Genomic DNA, 19,550 nt, shown 5'->3' on the forward strand with positions numbered 1-19,550 from the left:
TCGTTGCCAGCCCTAAGAAAATGAAAAAGCCACCGCTATCGGTCATCGCGGTAATCATGACACTGGCGCCCATCGCCGGGTCACGCCCAAGTCGCGCAAGCGTCATAGGAATCAAAACCCCCATCAACGCAGCAAGCAACAGGTTCAGAGTCATGGCCGCTGTCATCACCACTCCCAATGACCAACTGCCATACAACAGATAGGCAACCACTCCGATCACCCCACCCCAGATCACTCCGTTGATCAGCGCTACCGCCAACTCTTTACGCATTAGTCGTGAGGTATTGCCGGTACTTACCTGGTCCAGCGCCATGGCACGGACAATCATGGTGATAGTCTGGTTACCCGAATTCCCACCTATTCCCGCTACGATTGGCATCAATGCCGCGAGCGCCACGAGCTTCTCGATCGACCCTTCAAAAAGGCCAATCACCCGAGATGCGACGAACGCCGTGATCAGGTTGATTGCCAGCCAGGCCCAGCGGTTACGCAGCGACTTCCAGACCGACGCGAAGATGTCTTCCTCTTCGCGCAGACCCGCCATGTTGAGAACTTCGCTTTCGCTCTCCTCACGAATCAGGTCGACCATTTCATCGATGGTCAGACGACCAATCAGCTTGCCGTTCTTGTCGACCACGGGGGCGGAAATCAGATCGTAACGCTCGAATGCTTGCGCAGCATCGTAGGCTTCTTCGTCCGGGTGGAAACTCACCGGATCGCTGGCCATGACTTCAGAAACCTGTTTCTCCGGATCGTTGACCAGCAAACGCTTGATCGGCAAAACCCCCTTCAGGACGCCGTCGTAATCAACCACGAAGAGTTTGTCGGTATGACCAGGAAGTTCCTTGAGACGACGCAAGTAACGCAATACCACTTCAAGACTGACATCCTCACGGATCGTCACCATCTCGAAGTCCATCAACGCACCGACCTGCTCCTCGTCATAGGACAGAGCGGAACGCACACGCTCGCGCTGTTGCTGGTCCAGCGTTTCCATCAACTCGTGAACGACATCTCGCGGCAGCTCGGAAGCCAGGTCCGCAAGTTCGTCGGCATCCATGTCCTTGGCCGCAGCCAGAAGCTCGTGATCGTCCATGTCGGCGATCAGGGTTTCACGGACCGAGTCGGATACTTCGAGAAGAATGTCGCCGTCACGATCGGCCTTGACCAATTGCCAGAGCGTCAGACGATCGTCCAACGGCAAGGCTTCGAGGATGTAGGCGACGTCGGCGGAGTGCAGGTCATCGAGCTTGCGCTGCAACTCGACGAGGTTTTGCCGGTGAACCAGGTTCTCGACCCGATCGTGATGCGGGCCTTCCTGGCGGTGAGTCAGGTCTTCGACCACTCGCTGACGCTGCAACAGCTCAATGACTTGAGCGAGGCGGTCCTGCAAGCTTTCCTGCGTTTTTTTTACTTCATTTTCAGACATAGGCGAACTCCACTCCCAGCAGAGGAGCACGCCGGAAGGATCAATCAGTCAATTCGTGATTGGAAAATCTGTTTACTGAGTAACTACTGGGTAAGTCCATGGAGGTATTCCACAAGCCCCGGCGGGGCTGACGGGCGCAATGATACACCGCCTGAGTGTTTTAAATGTTAAAAAATCGCGGATGAAACAAGCGCTTGCAAGACAAACCTGAGCAACGCTCTGATCCTTGAATCTCCGACGACTCATCCTGAAAAGAAAGCACACTGCCGGGAAAAATGCGCAGGCTACGCTTATGAAGAATCGTCACGGAGGACATTCAATGCAATCGAGCTCACAGTACTTATTCATTACCGCCCTGCTCTTCCCGTCCTGGTCAATTGCCACGACCATTCACCGCTGTGAGGCCGCCAACGGGCAGATCACCTTCACCACACTGAGCTGCGCAATCGGCGAAAGCTACTCGCGTCAGGAACTACAAACCTTCACACCAAGCAACATGACGGCACTCATGCCTGAAGCGGAGCCTCGCAACACACCAGTCAGGACCATCAAAAGACGAGAGCCCGTTGTTGCAGGCCAGACCGAGGACAAATGTGGAAACCTGATCAGCGCCGCGGAACGGCGCGCGGCAATCATGAGTAAACGGATCATCGCCGGCATGAGCCCGCAAGATGTCGAAAGCGCACTCGGCAAGCCCGACCAGATCAGTATTCGGAATTCGAGCACCCGCTACCGCTACGACTCCAAGCGAGGACGTAGTGCACAGATTGAATTCGATGAGAGAGGATGTACGAAAGGAAAAGCCAAATCCCAGACGGCAAAAAGCCCGCATTAAATGCGGGCTTTCTGTTGTATGGTGCACTCGACAGGATTCGAACCTGTGACCGCTCGGTTCGTAGCCGAGTACTCTATCCAGCTGAGCTACGAGTGCATTTTGTGTTTTTAGACCAGACCACAACTGGTTGAAGCCGACTTACTTATATCGCTATAAGCAACCCTTAAATGGTGCACTCGACAGGATTCGAACCTGTGACCGCTCGGTTCGTAGCCGAGTACTCTATCCAGCTGAGCTACGAGTGCATTTGTTGCCGCGCATTATAGGCCGTTAAATCTGTTTGTAAAGCGCTTTTTTCTAGTAATTTCAACAACTTACCGAAGAAGCCAGATTACAACGTACTACGAAAATAATGGCGGAGAACGGGGGATTCGAACCCCCGACACCCTTTTGAGGTGTACTCCCTTAGCAGGGGAGCGCCTTCGGCCACTCGGCCAGCTCTCCGCAACACGGGGCGTATATTAACCAGCTTCTTCCCCGTTTGCAAACATAAAAAACGATAAAAATTAATGGCTTGGTTCTTCGTCCTTCTCTTTCTTGATGCGAAGGTAGATTTCCTCACGGTGGACAGCTACCTCTTTCGGGGCGTTGACCCCGATACGCACTTGATTTCCTTTGACGCCGAGCACGGTCACGGTGATTTCGCCATCACCAATAATCAGGCTTTCTGCGCAGCGACGAGTCAAAATCAGCATACCTTTCACCTCACGCATTTCATTTCAGGAACAGCAGTCTGCAAAAAAAAAGCAAAAAGCCTACAGCCAAATCGGCTGAGGCCTACATGCCAGAGTATTGACTAACGCGAGCAAAAGAACAGCTTCGAGGGTCACGCCATTAAAAAAAACAAAAGGCGCGGTTCAGACCGCGCCTTTTGGCAAACGCATCACTCGCCCTGGCGGGCCGGTGCGTCCAGATCGAAAGCCGTGTGCAGGGCGCGCACAGCCAGTTCCAGGTACTTCTCTTCGATCACTACGGAGACTTTGATTTCCGAAGTCGAGATCATCTGGATGTTGATGCTTTCCTTGGCCAGGGATTCGAACATGCGGCTGGCTACGCCTGCGTGAGAACGCATGCCAACGCCGACGATCGATACCTTGGCGATCTTGGTGTCGCCAACGACTTCACGGGCACCGATCTCGCGAGCGGTGTTTTCCAGCACACCCTGGGCGGCCTGGTAGTCGTTGCGGTGCACGGTGAAGGTGAAGTCGGTGGTGTTATCGTGCGCAACGTTCTGCACGATCATGTCGACTTCGATGTTCGCGGCGCTGATCGGGCCGAGAATCTTGAATGCAACGCCCGGGGTGTCTGGCACGCCACGGATGGTCAGCTTGGCTTCATCGCGGTTGAAGGCGATGCCGGAAATGATCGGCTGTTCCATGGTTTCCTCTTCATCAATAGTAATGAGGGTGCCCGGACCCTCCTTGAAGCTGTGCAATACGCGCAGCGGGACGTTGTACTTGCCGGCGAATTCCACCGCTCGGATCTGCAATACCTTGGAACCGAGGCTGGCCATTTCCAGCATCTCTTCGAAGGTGATCTTGTCCAGGCGCTGGGCCACGGACACCACGCGCGGGTCGGTGGTGTAGACACCATCGACGTCGGTGTAGATCTGGCACTCGTCAGCCTTCAAGGCCGCCGCCAGCGCCACGCCGGTGGTGTCGGAACCGCCACGACCGAGGGTGGTGATGTTGCCGTGCTCGTCGACGCCCTGGAAACCGGCGACGACGACGACGCGACCAGCCTTCAGGTCGCCGCGAATCTTCTGGTCATCAATCTGCAAGATACGCGCTTTATTGTGCGCGCTATCCGTCAGGATCCGAACCTGGTTGCCGGTGTAGGACACCGCTGGCACACCACGCTTGATCAGCGCCATGGCCAACAGGGCAATCGTCACCTGCTCACCGGTGGACACGATCACATCCAGCTCGCGGGGAACTGGCTGGCCGTCGCCACTGATTTGCTTGGCCAGATCGATCAGACGGTTGGTTTCGCCGCTCATTGCAGACAGCACAACCACCAGGTCATCGCCGGCATCGCGGAATTTCTTAACCTTGTCGGCGACCTGCTCGATTCTCTCGACAGTGCCGACCGAGGTGCCTCCAAATTTCTGTACGATCAAAGCCATTTCAAAGCCGCCTCTGCCCATGAAGGGCGCCCAAATAAACACTCAAACAGCGATCCGGCCCGCCACTAGACTGCGGGCCGGACACGCTGCCTTATAGACCCTGCTCTACAAATGGAACGGTCAGCGCCAGTGCCGCATCCAGCGCGCCAGCGTCGGTACCACCGCCTTGCGCCATGTCTGGACGACCACCGCCCTTCCCACCCACTGCCGCAGCAGCTTGCTTCATCAAATCACCGGCTTTGAGTTGGCCAGTCAGGTCTTTGGTTACGCCTGCAACCAGAACGACCTTATCCTCATGGACACTGCCGAGCAGGATCACTGCGCGGCCGAGTTTGTTTTTCAGCTGATCGACCAGCGCCAGCAGCGCCTTGCCATCCTGGCCATCCAGACGCGCAGCCAGCACTTTCGCGCCTTTGACATCCAGAGCGGAAGCCGACAGATCGTCGCCCGCCGCACTGGCTGCCTTGGCCTGCAACTGCTCGAGTTGCTTCTCCAGCAGACGGTTGCGCTCCAGCACAGCCGACAGTTTGTCGATCAGGTTGTCGCGGCTGCCCTTGACCAGGCTGGCCGCTTCCTTGAGTTGTTCTTCCGCCGCATTCAAGTAGGCCAGTGCCGCGGCACCGGTGACGGCCTCGATACGACGTACACCCGCAGCCACACCGCCTTCGCTGATGATTTTCAGCAGGCCGATGTCGCCGGTGCGCTTGGCGTGGATACCGCCACACAGCTCGACGGAGAAATCACCGCCCATGCTCAGCACGCGCACGCTGTCGCCGTACTTCTCGCCGAACAGCGCCATGGCGCCTTTCTTCTTGGCGGTATCGATATCGGTTTCTTCGGTTTCAACAGCGGAGTTCTTGCGGATCTCGGCGTTGACGATGTCTTCCAGCGCCTTGATCTGCTCAGGCTTGATCGCCTCGAAGTGACTGAAGTCGAAACGCAGGCGCTGACTGTCCACCAGCGAGCCCTTCTGCTGAACGTGATCGCCCAGCACTTTGCGCAAAGCCGCGTGCAGCAAGTGAGTGGCCGAGTGGTTCAGCGAAGTGGCGTGACGCACGTCGGCTTCGACGTGGGTTTCCACCGGTGCACCGATCAACAGGCTGCCACGGACCAGGGCACCGTGATGCAGGAAAGCACCGCCAGTCTTGGTGGTATCGCGCACTTCGAAACGCGAAGCGCCGGCCTGCAGGTAACCACAGTCGCCAACCTGGCCACCGGATTCGGCATAGAACGGAGTCTGGTTCAGCACCACGACGCCTTCTTCGCCTTCATTCAATACGTCGACCGACTGCCCATCCTTATAGATAGCAACGACTTTCGCCGAGCCGCTGGTGGCGTGGTAACCGGTGAACTCGGTGTCGACATCGACCTTGACCAGGCTGTTGTAGTCCATGCCGAAGGAACTGGCGGAACGGGCACGGACGCGCTGGGCTTCCATTTCACGCTCGAAACCTGCTTCGTCGATGGTCAGGCTGCGCTCGCGAGCGATGTCGCCGGTCAGGTCCATCGGGAAACCGTAGGTGTCGTACAGTTTGAACACCACGTCGCCCGGCACCACGTCACCCTTGAGCTCGGCCAGATCCTGCTCGAGGATCTTCAAGCCCTGCTCCAGGGTCTTGGCGAACTGCTCTTCTTCGGCTTTCAGCACGCGCTCGATGTGCGCCTGCTGGGATTTCAGCTCAGGGAAGGCTTCGCCCATCTCGGCAACCAGGGCTGCGACGATCTGATAGAAGAAGCTGCCCTTGGCGCCCAGCTTGTTGCCATGACGGCAAGCGCGACGAATGATCCGGCGCAGTACATAGCCACGGCCTTCGTTGGACGGCAGCACGCCATCGGCAATCAGGAAACCGCAGGAACGAATGTGGTCGGCCACGACTTTCAGGGAAGCCTGGGCGTCGTTGGTGCAGCCAATGGCCTTGGCCGATGCGTTCAGCAGGCTCTGGAACAGGTCGATTTCATAGTTCGAGTGAACGTGCTGCAGCACGGCACTGATCCGCTCCAGGCCCATGCCGGTGTCTACCGACGGCGCTGGCAGCGGGTGCAACACGCCATCGGCGGTGCGGTTGAACTGCATGAACACGTTGTTCCAGATTTCGATGTAGCGGTCGCCGTCTTCTTCCGGCGAGCCCGGTGGGCCGCCCCAGATGTCGGCGCCGTGATCGTAGAAAATCTCGGTGCAAGGACCGCACGGGCCGGTATCGCCCATGGTCCAGAAATTGTCCGATGCGTACGGCGCGCCCTTGTTGTCGCCGATACGAACCATGCGCTCGGCCGGCACGCCGATTTCCTTGGTCCAGATGTCGTACGCCTCGTCATCGCTGGCGTAGACGGTGACCCACAGCTTTTCCTTCGGCAGGTTCAGCCACTTGTCAGAGGTCAGGAAGGTCCAGGCGTAGGTGATGGCATCACGCTTGAAGTAATCGCCGAAGCTGAAGTTACCCAGCATTTCGAAGAATGTGTGGTGACGAGCGGTATAGCCGACGTTTTCCAGGTCGTTGTGCTTGCCACCGGCGCGCACGCACTTCTGGCTGCTGACAGCGCGGGTGTACGCGCGCTTTTCCTGGCCCAGGAAGCAGTCCTTGAACTGGTTCATCCCCGCGTTGGTGAACAGCAGGGTTGGGTCGTTGCCCGGAATCAAAGAGCTGGAGGCTACACGGGTGTGGCCTTGCTCTTCGAAGAAGCGAAGGAAGGCTTCACGGATTTCTGCGCTTTTCATTAGGTTCTTCCACGGAGGCTGCGGCCAAAGGCCTGTTCGAAACGTCAACGGACGAAACGACGGCAAAGGGCCGCATTATATCGGCCCTGCGCGCGGGGTACAGCGTGTTTATACGATAGAAACGGTCAATTGGCGTGCTAACGCTATCACTTACGCGAAAAGTCGACGAATGTCGCGACGACCTGCTCGATTTGATCACCGCTGACGTCCATGTGCGTGACCATCCGCAGACGGGCGGCAGCGCTTAATGTGATGCCGCGCTCGGCCGCATACGCCTTGAGCGCTTCGGCCTTATCGCCGATGTTCACGTACACCATGTTGGTCTGCACCGGTTCGACTTCATACCCTGCCGCGCGCAGGCCTTCGGCCAGTCGCTGGGCATTGGCGTGATCGTCCGCCAGGCGCTGGACGTTGTGATCCAGCGCATACAAGCCCGCCGCCGCCAGGATCCCGGCCTGGCGCATGCCGCCACCGACCATCTTGCGCAGGCGTCGCGCTTTGGCGATCAGCTCCTGCGAACCACACAGCACCGAGCCGACCGGCGCGCCGAGGCCTTTGGACAGGCACACCGAGACCGAATCGAAATGCTGAGTAATTTCCCGCGCATCAACCCCCAACTTGACCGCCGCGTTATACAGACGCGCGCCGTCCAGATGCAGTTGCAAGCCGTGCTCACGGGTGAAGCTGCGGGCCCGGGCCAGATACTCCAGTGGCAGCACCTTGCCCTGCATGGTGTTTTCCAGGGCCAGCAGGCGTGTGCGGGCAAAGTGAAAGTCGTCCGGCTTGATCGCCGCTGCGACCTGCGCCAGCTCCAGCGAACCATCGGCCTGCACTTCCAGCGGCTGGGGCTGAATCGAACCCAGCACCGCCGCACCGCCGCCCTCATATTTATAGGTATGCGCCTGCTGCCCGACGATGTACTCGTCACCGCGCTCGCAGTGGGCCATCAAACCCAGCAGGTTGCTCATGGTTCCGCTCGGGACAAACAGCGCGGCGGCAAAGCCCAGGCGCTTGGCCAGTTCGGCTTCCAGTCGATTGACCGTCGGATCTTCGCCATAAACGTCGTCCCCGGTGGCCGCGGTGGCCATCGCGTCGAGCATCCCGGCGGACGGTTGAGTGACGGTGTCGCTGCGAAGATCGATAACGCTCATGAATCTGGCCTCGGTTAGCAGGGGGAAATCCCTTTCAGGTAGGAATTACTGCGGTCATGCCGATGATTAATCAACCCTCGGGCAAGGAAAAGGCGGATTAATCCAGCGAAAAAGTCGATGAGAATCATCTGAAAGCATCAATGCGCAGGCAGGAAATATGTGTTAAAAACGCTGCGCCGCCAAACATTCTGGCGGCAAAAACGTTCTCAGGGCGGGGTGCAACTCCCCACCGGCGGTAATTGCGCGCAATGCGCATAGCCCGCGAGCGCTTGGTGACGGTACCGCTTTGGCGGTGACGGCCATCAAGGTCAGCAGACCCGGTGCGATCCCGGGGCCGACGGTCATAGTCCGGATGAAGAGAGAACGGGATTGTTACCGATGGGCCGTTTGTAGCATTCGTGCGAGCGTGCGTACCCTGAAATCCCCTTCGATTCATAACGCCCTGTTTTTCACACAAACAGGAGTCAGAACATGCAACCCACCGCAATCGACAGCAAAAGCAAACACCCTCATGGCGAGCGCGTTGCGTTCATTCAGGCCTGCTGGCACAAGGATATTGTCGACCAGAGCCGTAAAGGCTTCGTCGCCGAAATGATTGCCCAGGGTTATCAGGAATCCGACATCGATTTCTTCGAAGTCGGCGGTGCCTTCGAAATGCCCCTGCACGCCAAGTTGCTGGCCAAGACCGGCCGTTATGCCGGGATTGTCGCCGCAGCCCTGGTGGTGGACGGCGGGATCTATCGCCACGAATTCGTCGCCCAATCCGTGGTCAGCGGCCTGATGCAGGTTCAACTGGAAACCGAAGTGCCGGTGTTTTCGGTGTCTTTAACCCCGCACCACTTCCATGCTGGTGAAGAACTGCACCATAAGTTCTTCTTCGAGCATTTCGTGCACAAGGGCCAGGAAGCGGCTAAGACGTGTGCCGACACACTGAGCAAGATTCGCGCGTTGCGCCGCACCGAGCCGCGTGCGGTAGCCGTCTAACGACAAAACCCACTGTAGGAGCGAGCCTGCTCGCGATGGTCGTCAACGATGACGCGGGCAATCTGATACCCCGCGGCGGTCTTGCGACCATCGCGAGCAGGCTCGCTCCTACAGAGTACGGCGGTGTTTTCAGGCCAGGTTTTCGTCGCTGGTCGGAACGACCAGGATGCCGGCCCGCAGACCATTCTTCACCTTGGGGTTCGGGAAGATGATCCGGGCGCCCTCCTCCTCGATGATCCAGCGGGTGTTGGCGATGTCTTCCGCCAGCAGATAACCCACGTCCAGCTGCGAAAAATTCTCGATATCCGCCGGCAGGTTCAGGCGGAAGCTGTCGCTGTGCTTGATGATTTCCCGCGCCACGCTGAACAGCTGCAAACCGTCCAGTGCCGCCTCGGTCAAGTCCGGCTCGGTGCCTTCGATGATCTGCTTCAGGCGGTTTTCCAGCAGCGAGACGTTAACCCCGTCGTTCTGCCCGAATGGCCGCGCCTTGCCCAATTCAAGGGTGAAGGACTCGGCACCCAGCTTGTCGTAGGTATAAGAGCTGAACACGATGGACGGCTTGTTCTGCAGCAGCACCGCCTCCATGCCGGCGGCGCGCAGGCGAGCCAGCTCCTGGCGTGAATGCTGGCGCCCCTCCTTCCACGGGTATAAGGCGAACTGCTCGATTTTCGAACCACGAATCGCCGTGTGCAGGTCGTAGTGCAGGCGCTGGCGATCCGGCAGGCTGAAGAAACTGGCGGCCAGGCGCTCCAGCTCGCAGGCGCGCAGGGCTTCATTGCCGCTGCTTTGTTCATGACGGCCGTTGAACAGCCGATTGACGTCCTGCTCGACGAAACGCTCGCCGCGACGAATGGCGTCGGGGTTGCCGAACAGGAACAGAATGCGTGCACGCGGCTTGAGATCGCCGCGAGCGATGTCATGCAGCAGCCGGTCGAGCAGTTCGATCGGTGCTGTTTCGTTGCCGTGGATCCCTGCCGACAGCAGCAGGTCCAGGCCATTGTCACGGGCTTCGGGTGGCCGCACTTCCAGCGCACCCTCGCTCAACCAGCGCATGCGCACGCCTTCGACAGTCAGTTGAGTCTTCTCCGCCGGTTCGCGGCCGGCGAGGGTCAGTTCAAGCAGTTTGCCGAGGGCGAGCATAGAGCGGTTTCCTTAGTGGTCGTGATTGCAATCCGGGCCGTGAACGTGACCGTCATCGCCGCCGATGTCAGCCGGTTCCATCTCCAGTTGCAGACTTACCAGATTAGTCGCCAATGGGCGCAACAGCAGGTTGGCGTATTCTTCGTCGTCTTCTTCGACGTCCACGCCGATCAGCAGCTGGCCGCGGCCGTCCTGCTGGATCCACAGCTCTTTGCCTTGCCACATGACCGCGACGCGGGTGCAGGACGTTTCCAGTTGCGTGCCGTCGGTGTCTTCAAGGATCAGCTGCAGTTTGTCGCTCATGTCATTACGCTCTCATTGGAGATGAAGCGGCGCGCCCCCGGGCCCGAGGGCGCGCCGTCGATCAATTGATCTGGAATGGATAAACCGCGCCCAGTTTAAGGATTTGCGTCAGTTCATCCAGTGCCGTCCGGCACTCAAGCAGCAATTGCGGGTCCGCCAGATCGTTTTCGGTCATGCGGTCGCGGTAGTGCTTGTTGACCCATTCGGTCAAAGTGCCATACAGCGGCGCCGTCATGATAACGCCTGGGTTGACCGCCGCCAGTTCGGTTTCATTGAGTGCCACGCGCAACCGCAGGCAAGCCGGGCCACCGCCGTTCTGCATGCTTTGCTTGAGATCGAACACCTTCACTTCACGAATCAGGCCGCCGGAGCTGGTCAGGCCCTGCAGGTATTGCCACACACGCTCGTTGCCACGGCACTCTTCCGGCACGATCAACAGCATGCTGCCGTCAGGACGCGACAACAGTTGGCTGTTGAACAGGTACGAGCGAACTGCATCTTCAACGCTGACCGCCGAGCGTGGTACGCACACCGACTGGAATTTCCCGCCGACCTTGGCCAGTTTGCTCGAAAGCTCAGCCAGCATCTTGTCGGTCTCGAGGAACGCATCCTCGTGATAGAACAGCACTTCGCCATTACCCACGGCGATCACGTCGTTGTGGAACACGCCCTGATCGATCACCGACGGGTTCTGCTGAGCGTAGACCACGCCGTCATCCTTCAAACCGTGCAGACGGGCAACCGCCTGGGACGCTTCGAGGGTCTGGCGCGCCGGGTACTTCTGCGGCGCCGGGTAACGGGTGTCGAAGGCACTGCGACCGAACACGAAGAACTCGACGCCCGCTTCGCCGTACTCACGGCAGAAACGCGTGTGGTTGGCCGCGCCTTCGTCACCGAACTGCGCCACGGCCGGCAAGGCGGCGTGATGCGCAAAGTGCTTCTGGTCGGCAAACATCGCGCCCAGCACGCGGCTGGTGGTCGGGTGCTCGATGCTGCGGTGGTATTTGCAGTTGAGGTTGGCGGCGGTGAAATGCACGCGGCCGTCCGCGGTGTCGGCGCTCGGGCTGACGGTGGCGGCGTTGGCCACCCACATGCTCGACGCCGAGCAGCTGGCGACCAGCAGCGGCATCGCGTCTTTCGCGGCGCGCTCGATCACTTGCGCGTCAGTGCCGCTGAAGCCCAGGCGACGCAGCGCGGCCACGTCCGGGCGTTCCTGCGGGGCCAGCACGCCTTGCTGAAAGCCCATGTCCATCAGCGCTTTCATTTTCGCCAGGCCCTGCAGCGCCGCTTCCTTGGGGTTCGACGCCTGCTGGCTGTTGCTCTGGGACGCGACGTTGCCGTAGGACAAACCGCCGTAGTTATGGGTCGGCCCCACTAGACCGTCGAAATTGACTTCATAGGATTTCATCAGCGAGGCTCCACGAGAATCTGTTTGTTATAGGCTTCAGGTAACAATTCAGTAAGACCGCGTCGCGGCCATCGCGGGCAAGCCTTGCTCCTACAAGGATTGCGCAAACCTGTGGGAGCAAGGCTTGCCCGCGATTGGGCGTTACGACATCCGCACGCCTGGGGTCAATGCGCCGGGCAACACCAGGCTCGGCGTCTCCAGCGAGGCCACCGGGTACGCGCAGTAGTCCGCCGCGTAATAGGCACTGGCGCGATGGTTGCCCGAGGCGCCCACGCCGCCGAACGGCGCGCTGCTGGCAGCACCAGTCAGTTGCTTGTTCCAGTTGACGATGCCGGCGCGGCTTTCCAGCCAGAATTGCTGGTAGCGTGCTTCGGAGTCCGACAGCAGGCCGGCCGCCAAGCCGTAGGCCGTGTCGTTGGCTTCAGCGATCGCCGCTGCAAAATCAGCGTAGCGGATCACTTGCAGCAACGGCCCGAACAGCTCTTCGTCCGGGCGCTCGGCCACGGCGGTCACGTCGAGAATGCCAGGGGTCAGCAAGGCAGCCTGGGCCTGAGGCTGGGTCATTTCCAGCAAGGCCACCGCGCCGTTGGCCAGCAGGTGTTCCTGGGCGTCCATCAAGGCTTTCGCCGCGCCAAGGGAAATCACCGAGCCCATGAACGGCGCCGGCTGCTGGTCGAAAGCGCCCACGTCGATGGTCGAACTGACCGCCACCAGCCGCGCCAGCAACGCATCGCCCCAGGCGCCTTGCGGCACCAGCAAGCGGCGTGCACAAGTGCAGCGTTGGCCGGCAGAGATGAACGCCGACTGAATGATGGTGTAAACCGCGGCATCCACATCGGCGACTTCATCGACCACCAGTGGGTTGTTGCCGCCCATCTCCAGCGCGAGGATCTTGTCCGGACGACCGGCAAATTGATTGTGCAGGTGATTGCCGGTACGGCTGGAACCGGTGAAGAACAGACCGTCGATGCCAGGATTCGCCGCCAGGGCGATACCGGTTTCGCGAGCACCCTGCAGCAGGTTCAGTACGCCCGCCGGCAGGCCAGCCTCGATCCAGCACTTGACCGTCAGCTCGGCGACTTTCGGCGTCAGTTCGCTCGGTTTGAACAGCACGCTGTTACCGGCCAGCAGCGCCGGAACGATATGCCCGTTCGGCAAGTGACCGGGGAAGTTGTAAGGACCGAACACGGCGACAACGCCATGTGGCTTGTGACGCAACACAGCGGTGGCGTCGCCCAACGGGCCGCTCTTCTCACCGGTACGTTCGCGGTAGCTCTGCACCGAGATCGCGATCTTGTTGACCATGCTGGTGACTTCGGTCGCCGATTCCCACAGCGGTTTACCGGTTTCCTCACCGATGGTGCGCGCCAGTTCGTCCGCGTGTTTCTTCAGGGTGGCGGCAAAGGCTTCCAGCACCGAAATACGTTCTTCCAGCGTGCGACGAGCCCAACCCGGGAATGCCTGGCGCGCAGCCTGCACGGCCGACTCGACCTGGGCGGCCGTGGCGCCATTGCCGGACCACAGCACTTGCTGGGTCACCGGGTTCAACGACTCAAAGGCTTCGCCCTGACCGTCCAGCCATTCACCTGCGATGTAAAGCGACTTCATTATTTCGACTCCCGAGCAGCGGACAACGGAACGGCGCGCACCTGATCGCCGGCGTTGAGTTGAAGACGTTTGGCGGTCAGCGGATCGACCACCAGCGTGCCCGCGGCGAAGCGTGCGGGTGCGGCAGTGATGCGGCAGTCTTCGCGCTTGCGGTTATGAATAATGAACGGCGTGGCGTCATCGCCCGGTGTGCCGATGGCCAGCACCAGCGCCTGGCTGTCGCGCACCGCGCGGATCTTGCCGGTTTCGCATTCGATGGCAGGGCCCGCGTCGAAAATGTCGACGTAACCCTGATAGCTGAAACCTTCGCTCTTGAGCATCGACAGCGCAGGCTCAGTGTCCGGGTGCACCTGGCCGATCACGTTGCGCGCGTCCGGCGACAGGAAGCAGGTGTACAGCGGGAATTTCGGCATCAGTTCGGCGATGAACGCCTTGTTGCCCACACCGGTGAGGTAATCAGCCTGGCTGAATTCCATCTTGAAGAAGTGCCGGCCCAGGCTTTCCCAGAACGGCGAACGCCCGGCTTCATCGGAAACGCCGCGCATCTCGGCGATGATCTTGTTGCCGAACAGGTCCGGGAACTCGGCGATGAACAGCATCCGCGCCTTGGACAGCATGCGGCCGTTGAGGCCGGTGCGGTAATCGGCGTGCAGGAACAATGAGCACAGCTCGGAATTGCCGGTCAGGTCGTTGGCCAGGAACAGCGTCGGGATTTCCCGATAGATATTCAGTTCTTGCGAAGCGCTGACGGTCAGACCGACGCGGAAGTTGTACCAGGGCTCACGCAGGCCGACGGCACCGGCGATCGCGGAAATACCCACCACACGACCGTTGTCGTCTTCGAGCACGAACAGGTAGTCCGCATCGCCCCGCCCGGCTTCGCCGCGGAAGGTCTTCTCGGCCCAGCCGACCCGATGAGTCAGGCGCTCTTCGTTGGCCGGCAAGGTGGTCAGGCCGGTGCCGGTGCTGCGGGCCAGGTCGATCAGAGCGGGTAAATCGCTGCTGCGTACGGGACGAACGATCATGCTATCTCCTCAAACGGGCCGCCAACGCCACCCGCGAAACTTCGCTGCTTTGCAGAATGCTTTCAGACCGGCCTTAAACTGCCACCAGGCGCACGCTGGCACCTTCACCAACGCCCAGGGCTTCGGCGGCTTCCAGATCCAGGGTCACGGGTTTGCCCGGCGCGTAATCGAGTTCGAGCAACACGGCGCGGTAATCCTGCAACTGGGCATTGGCCACCAGGTATTGACGACCGACACCCTTGGCCGGCTCGCCGATCTTCACCGGCACCACGCGGCTCTGGGCGATCGAACGGATCCCCGATACGCGAGCGTGCAGGGTCGGGCCGCCGTCGAAAATGTCGATGTAGTGATCGGTCTCGAAGCCTTCGCGCATCAGGATGTCGAAGGTGATCTGCGCCCGTGGGTGCACCTGGCCCATGGCTTCCTGAGCGGAGTCCGGCAGCAGTGGCACGTAGATCGGGTAGTGCGGCATCAGCTCGGCCAGGAACGTACGGCTCTTCAGGCCGCACAAACGCTCGGCTTCAGCGTAGTTGAGGTCGAAGAAGTTGCGGCCAATGGCATCCCAGAACGGCGAGTCGCCGTTTTCATCGCTGTAACCGACGATCTCGGTGACCACGGCATCGGCAAAGCGCTCCGGATGGCTGGCCACGAACAGCAGGCGACCACGGGAATTGAGCTCGGCCCAGGGCGAACCCACCAGCTCGCGCTGCACGTAGAAGCTGGTCAGCAAGCTGTTGCCGGTCAGGTCATGGCACTGGGAGAGCACGTGAATCTTGTTGTGAATCTTCAGCTCGCGGGAGGCGTGCACGAAGGTTTCGTTACGGAAGCTGTAGAACGGCTCGGAATAACCGGCTGACGCCACGATGGCCGAGCAACCGACGAGCTTGCCGGTGGTCGTGTCTTCGAGGACGAAGAAGTAGCTTTCTTCACCGTTGAAACTGACTTCGGCGGCGAACGAGGCTTCGCTCGCGGCGATCTTGTCGCTCAGGCGTTCAACGTCATCCGGCAAGGAAGTGACACCAATCGGGCTGTCCGCAGCCAGACGCTGTACCTCGCCCAGATCAGCCATTTGCGCGGGGCGCATCACCAGCATGGTGTCACTCCTTTTTTCAACTCTTGAGGGAAATAAGCCGGCCCCTTGTAGGAGCGAGCCTGCTCGCGATGGTGGATCAGCAACAATGATGTCGACTGACACACCATCGCGAGCAGGCTCGCTCCTACAGAAAAGCGGGACCGGTATCAAAATTTGGATCGACGCCCGAATTCTCAGGCGCCGAAGGGTCTATCAGGCTTGCGTCAGTTTTGCCGCAGCACGTTCGAAGCGGTCCAGGCCGGCATCGATATCGGCGTCTTCAACCACCAGGCTTGGCGCGAAACGCACCACGTCAGGACCGGCTTGCAGCACCATCAGGCCTTCTTTTTCAGCGGCGTTGAAGATGTCCTTGGCCTTGCCTTTCCAGGCATCGCTCAAGACGCAACCAATCAACAGACCCAGGCCACGTACCTGAGTGAACAGGCCGTACTTCTCGCCGATCTGCTCCAGGCGCGCCTTGAACTTGTCGTGCTTGGCATTCACGCCCGCCAGCACTTCAGGGGTGTTGATCACGTCCATCACCGCACCGGCCACGGCGCACGCCAGCGGGTTGCCGCCGTAGGTGGTGCCGTGAGTGCCGACGACCAGATGCTTGGCCAGGTCTTCGGTGGTCAGCATGGCTGCGATCGGGAAACCGCCGCCCAGGCTCTTGGCGCTGGTCAGGATGTCCGGGATCACGCCGTAGTGCTGATAGGCAAACAGTTTGCCGGTACGGCCCATGCCGGTTTGCACTTCGTCGAAGATCAGCAGTGCGTTATGCGCGGTGCACAGTTCGCGGGCACCTTGCAGGTATTCGAGTTCAGCCGGGATCACACCGCTTTCGCCCTGGATCGGCTCCAGCACCACAGCACAGGTCTTGTCGGAAATGGCGGCTTTCAGCGCGGCCAGATCGTTGTACGGCACATGGGTGATACCGGTGATTTTCGGACCGAAGCCGTCGGAGTACTTCGACTGGCCACCGACGTTCACGGTGAACAGGGTGCGGCCATGGAAGCTGTTGAGCGCGGCGATGATTTCGTACTTCTCGCTGCCGAAACGGTCGAAACCGACACGACGGGCCAGCTTGAAGGCGGCCTCGTTGGCTTCGGCGCCGGAGTTGCAGAAGAAGGCACGCTCGGCAAAGGTGGCATCAACCAGCTTGTGGGCCAGGCGCAGGGCCGGTTCGTTGGTGAACACGTTGGACACGTGCCACAGCTTGTTGGCTTGCTCGGTCAAGGCACCGACCAGCGCCGGATGCGCATGGCCCAATACGTTTACGGCAATCCCGCCGGCGAAGTCGATCAGCTCGCGGCCGGACTGGTCCCAGACGCGGGAGCCTTCGCCACGTACCGGAATGAAAGCGGCAGGCGCGTAGTTGGGAACCATTACCTGGTCGAAATCGGCGCGTTCTACCGCAGCGTGCTCAACGGACATCGGAGTCTCCTGAAGAGAAAACACCCGCCTGAAACTGGCGAGCGATGGGGGGATTGTAAGGACAGTTTTCAGCCCGGCCTTGCCGCCAAGCGACAACTTCTTATAGCGCAAACCCCGGTTTTTCCCGGGTTTACGGCAATGCGACATATAGGGTCGCAAAGGCGCAGTTTAACTGTACGAGGCAGTTAACGGCAGGCTTGGAGGGATTTGATTTACCGCAGGTGCGCAAGATGCCGCCGATTGCCGGACATCTATAAGGAGGGATTAACGAAGTGTTTACAGATCGGCCATGGCGACACCGCCATGGCCTGGTCAGGCAGGAATCAACCGCGCTCGGAAGGCACGGAGGACAATTCGAAAGGACTGCTGCTACGCCGCTGGTTGCGATCTTCCCGCGGCGTGGCGCCGAAGAAGTTGCGGTAGGCGCTGGAGAAATGCGGCCCCGAAGAGAAGCCACAGGACAAACCGATCTGGATGATCGACTTGCTGGTCTGCATCAACATCTGCCGGGCCTTGTTCAGGCGCAGTTCCAGGTAGTACTGGCTCGGCACTCGATTGAGGTATTGCTTGAAGATCCGCTCCAGCTGACGACGGGACACGCAAACGTGCTGGGCGATTTCGTCGGTGGTCAGCGGCTCCTCGATGTTGGCCTCCATCAACAGCACCGCCTGGGTGAGCTTCGGATGACTGGAGCCGAGGCGATTCTGCAACGGGATACGCTGACGCTCCCCGCCTTCACGAATGCGCTCGACCACCAGCTCCTCCGACACTGCACCGGCCAGTTCCGCACCGTGATCCCGAGCTAGCACCGCCAGCAGCAAATCGAGTACCGACATGCCACCGCACGCGGTCAAGCGATCACGATCCCAATCGAACAGATGACTGGTGGCGATAACCTTCGGGAAACGCTCGGCAAAATCATCCTGCCAGCGCCAGTGCACGGCGGCGCGATAACCGTCGAGCAACCCCAGCTGCGCCAACGGATAGACACCGGCAGACAGGCCACCGATCACGCAACCGGCACGCACCAGTTGCTTGAGGGCCGTGCTGAGCGCGGGCGCCAGGGCGGTCGGCGGCTCGTCGGCGAGCAGGAACAGCTTCTGGAAATTCTCGAGCTTGCCGCTCCAGGCCTCGCCCGGCAATTGCCAGGCGCCATCTACCGGCGCCTCGGCCTGCAGGAAGGACAGCTCGTAGACCACTTCCGGATGCACACGCTGGGCAACACGCAAGGCCTCCTCAGCCAGCGCCAGCGTCAGTGCTTTAGTGCTGGGCCAAATCAGGAAACCAATTCGATGGGCAGTCATGGGCGGGCGATCCGAAACGAAGAACAGTGATGAAAGCATGGGCCAATGCTAGCCCGTAAATGAACGCAAATCGCAAACCGGCAAAGATCTAATTGTAGGAGCGAGCCTGCTCGCGAAAGCGGTGGATCAGTCGACATCCGAGTTGGATGTCACACCGCAATCGCGAGCAAGCCCGCTCCCACAGGGGATCGGGGCCAGCCTTTAGACTGCGAAGCATGCACCATCCAGGTGCACAACGGCAGCCCTGATTACTTGAGGCTACCCGACAGGAATTGCTGCAAGCGCTCGGACTGCGGGTTCACCAGCACTTCACGCGGGTTGCCGCTCTCCTCGACCACACCTTTATGCAGGAACACCAACTGATTCGACACTTCACGGGCGAAGCCCATTTCGTGGGTCACCACCACCATGGTCCGGCCTTCCTGGGCCAGGGCCTGCATCACCTTCAACACGTCACCCACCAGCTCCGGGTCCAGTGCCGACGTCGGTTCGTCGAACAGCATGACTTCCGGCTCCATCGCCAGCGCACGGGCAATCGCCACACGCTGCTGCTCGCCGCCGGACATATGCCCAGGGTAAGCGTCCTTGCGGTGCGCCACGCCCACCTTGTTCAGGTACAGCTCAGCCTTTTCGCGGGCTTCAGCCTTGGACACGCCCAGCACATGGACCGGCGCTTCCATGATGTTTTCCAGCGCGGTCATGTGCGACCACAGGTTGAAGTGCTGGAACACCATCGACAGGCGCGAACGCATGCGTTGCAGCTGTTTCGGATCGGCAGCCTTGAGCCCGCCGTCCTTGTTCGCCACCAGCTTCAACTCTTCGTTGTTGAGCAGGATCTTGCCCGCGTGCGGCTGCTCCAGCAGGTTGATGCAGCGCAGGAAGGTACTTTTGCCGGAGCCACTGGAGCCGATGATGCTGATCACATCGCCAGCCGCCGCTTTCAGGGACACGCCCTTGAGCACTTCGTGACTGCCATAGCGTTTATGCAGGTCTTGGACTTCAAGTTTGTACATGCG

At 60.0% G+C, this 19,550-nt stretch carries 16 protein-coding genes, 3 tRNA genes and 1 riboswitch (1 of these 20 cut by a window edge); of the genes, 2 read left to right on the forward strand and 17 right to left on the reverse strand.

What is annotated here, in order from left to right; translation table 11 throughout:
- Positions 1-1,429, reverse strand: the 5' portion of a protein-coding gene (gene mgtE, locus DKY63_RS13215; protein ID WP_110964501.1) for a magnesium transporter. 14 nt of this gene lie to the left of the window's left edge; 1,429 of the gene's 1,443 nt are visible here — the first part of the coding sequence; it begins with the start codon at positions 1,427-1,429; its stop codon lies beyond the left edge, outside the window.
- A gap of 319 nt (positions 1,430-1,748) precedes the next feature.
- Here mgtE and DKY63_RS13220 point away from each other — a divergent pair, with 319 nt between their 5' ends.
- Positions 1,749-2,264, forward strand: a complete 516-nt coding sequence (locus DKY63_RS13220) for a cell envelope protein SmpA (RefSeq protein ID WP_110964502.1) — start codon at positions 1,749-1,751, stop codon at positions 2,262-2,264.
- Positions 2,265-2,283: 19 nt separating this feature from the next.
- On the opposite strand, the gene DKY63_RS13225 is transcribed toward DKY63_RS13220, so the two are convergent.
- The 7 genes from DKY63_RS13225 to ltaE form a co-directional block, all read right to left on the reverse strand.
- A tRNA-Arg gene (locus DKY63_RS13225) sits at positions 2,284-2,360 on the reverse strand.
- A 72-nt stretch (positions 2,361-2,432) separates the two neighbouring features.
- Positions 2,433-2,509: transfer RNA gene (locus DKY63_RS13230), tRNA-Arg, on the reverse strand.
- A gap of 108 nt (positions 2,510-2,617) precedes the next feature.
- Positions 2,618-2,708, reverse strand: a tRNA-Ser gene (locus DKY63_RS13235).
- Between the two features lie 62 nt (positions 2,709-2,770).
- Positions 2,771-2,959 (reverse strand): carbon storage regulator CsrA, encoded by a 189-nt coding sequence (gene csrA / locus DKY63_RS13240; RefSeq protein WP_002554426.1) that lies wholly within the window; start codon positions 2,957-2,959, stop codon positions 2,771-2,773.
- A 188-nt stretch (positions 2,960-3,147) separates the two neighbouring features.
- On the reverse strand, positions 3,148-4,389 hold the full coding sequence (locus tag DKY63_RS13245) for an aspartate kinase (protein WP_077045934.1): 1,242 nt from the start codon (positions 4,387-4,389) through the stop codon (positions 3,148-3,150).
- Between the two features lie 91 nt (positions 4,390-4,480).
- A complete protein-coding gene (gene alaS / locus DKY63_RS13250; RefSeq protein ID WP_110964503.1) occupies positions 4,481-7,105 on the reverse strand; it encodes an alanine--tRNA ligase in 2,625 nt (874 codons plus the stop codon).
- Between the two features lie 146 nt (positions 7,106-7,251).
- The gene (ltaE, locus tag DKY63_RS13255) at positions 7,252-8,256 is read right to left on the reverse strand and encodes a low-specificity L-threonine aldolase (RefSeq protein WP_110964504.1); all 1,005 of its coding nucleotides are present in this window, start codon (positions 8,254-8,256) and stop codon (positions 7,252-7,254) included.
- Positions 8,257-8,454: 198 nt separating this feature from the next.
- Positions 8,455-8,625, forward strand: a riboswitch (FMN riboswitch).
- Positions 8,626-8,727: 102 nt separating this feature from the next.
- On the opposite strand from ltaE, the gene DKY63_RS13260 reads away from it, so the two are divergent.
- Positions 8,728-9,240 carry a 6,7-dimethyl-8-ribityllumazine synthase gene (locus DKY63_RS13260; protein ID WP_110964505.1) on the forward strand — a complete coding sequence of 171 codons (513 nt, stop codon included), beginning with the start codon at positions 8,728-8,730 and terminating at the stop codon, positions 9,238-9,240.
- Positions 9,241-9,369: 129 nt separating this feature from the next.
- Here the strand turns inward: DKY63_RS13260 and astE are convergent, their stop codons facing one another.
- The 9 genes from astE to DKY63_RS13305 all read right to left on the reverse strand — a co-directional run bounded on the left by astE (position 9,370) and on the right by DKY63_RS13305 (position 19,547).
- On the reverse strand, positions 9,370-10,380 hold the full coding sequence (astE, locus tag DKY63_RS13265; RefSeq protein WP_110964506.1) for a succinylglutamate desuccinylase: 1,011 nt from the start codon (positions 10,378-10,380) through the stop codon (positions 9,370-9,372).
- Between the two features lie 12 nt (positions 10,381-10,392).
- Entirely contained in the window at positions 10,393-10,683 is a 291-nt protein-coding gene (locus DKY63_RS13270; protein WP_110964507.1) for a topoisomerase II, read from the reverse strand.
- A gap of 61 nt (positions 10,684-10,744) precedes the next feature.
- Positions 10,745-12,091 (reverse strand): N-succinylarginine dihydrolase, encoded by a 1,347-nt coding sequence (gene astB / locus DKY63_RS13275; protein ID WP_110964508.1) that lies wholly within the window; start codon positions 12,089-12,091, stop codon positions 10,745-10,747.
- 141 nt (positions 12,092-12,232) lie between these two features.
- On the reverse strand, positions 12,233-13,702 hold the full coding sequence (gene astD, locus DKY63_RS13280) for a succinylglutamate-semialdehyde dehydrogenase (protein ID WP_204354348.1): 1,470 nt from the start codon (positions 13,700-13,702) through the stop codon (positions 12,233-12,235).
- Positions 13,699-14,724, reverse strand: a complete 1,026-nt coding sequence (astA, locus tag DKY63_RS13285; protein WP_110964510.1) for an arginine N-succinyltransferase — start codon at positions 14,722-14,724, stop codon at positions 13,699-13,701. Before astA ends, astD begins: the two co-directional genes overlap by 4 nt.
- 73 nt (positions 14,725-14,797) lie before the next feature.
- A complete protein-coding gene (gene aruF / locus DKY63_RS13290; protein ID WP_110964511.1) occupies positions 14,798-15,817 on the reverse strand; it encodes an arginine/ornithine succinyltransferase subunit alpha in 1,020 nt (339 codons plus the stop codon).
- Between the two features lie 192 nt (positions 15,818-16,009).
- Positions 16,010-17,230 (reverse strand): aspartate aminotransferase family protein, encoded by a 1,221-nt coding sequence (locus tag DKY63_RS13295; protein ID WP_110964512.1) that lies wholly within the window; start codon positions 17,228-17,230, stop codon positions 16,010-16,012.
- A 323-nt stretch (positions 17,231-17,553) separates the two neighbouring features.
- Positions 17,554-18,534 carry a transcriptional regulator ArgR gene (gene argR, locus DKY63_RS13300; RefSeq protein ID WP_110964513.1) on the reverse strand — a complete coding sequence of 327 codons (981 nt, stop codon included), beginning with the start codon at positions 18,532-18,534 and terminating at the stop codon, positions 17,554-17,556.
- 248 nt (positions 18,535-18,782) lie between these two features.
- The gene (locus tag DKY63_RS13305; RefSeq protein ID WP_110964514.1) at positions 18,783-19,547 is read right to left on the reverse strand and encodes an ABC transporter ATP-binding protein; all 765 of its coding nucleotides are present in this window, start codon (positions 19,545-19,547) and stop codon (positions 18,783-18,785) included.
- Positions 19,548-19,550: the final 3 nt, after the last annotated feature.

Source organism: Pseudomonas putida (genome assembly GCF_003228315.1).
GTDB lineage: Bacteria > Pseudomonadota > Gammaproteobacteria > Pseudomonadales > Pseudomonadaceae > Aquipseudomonas > Aquipseudomonas putida_S.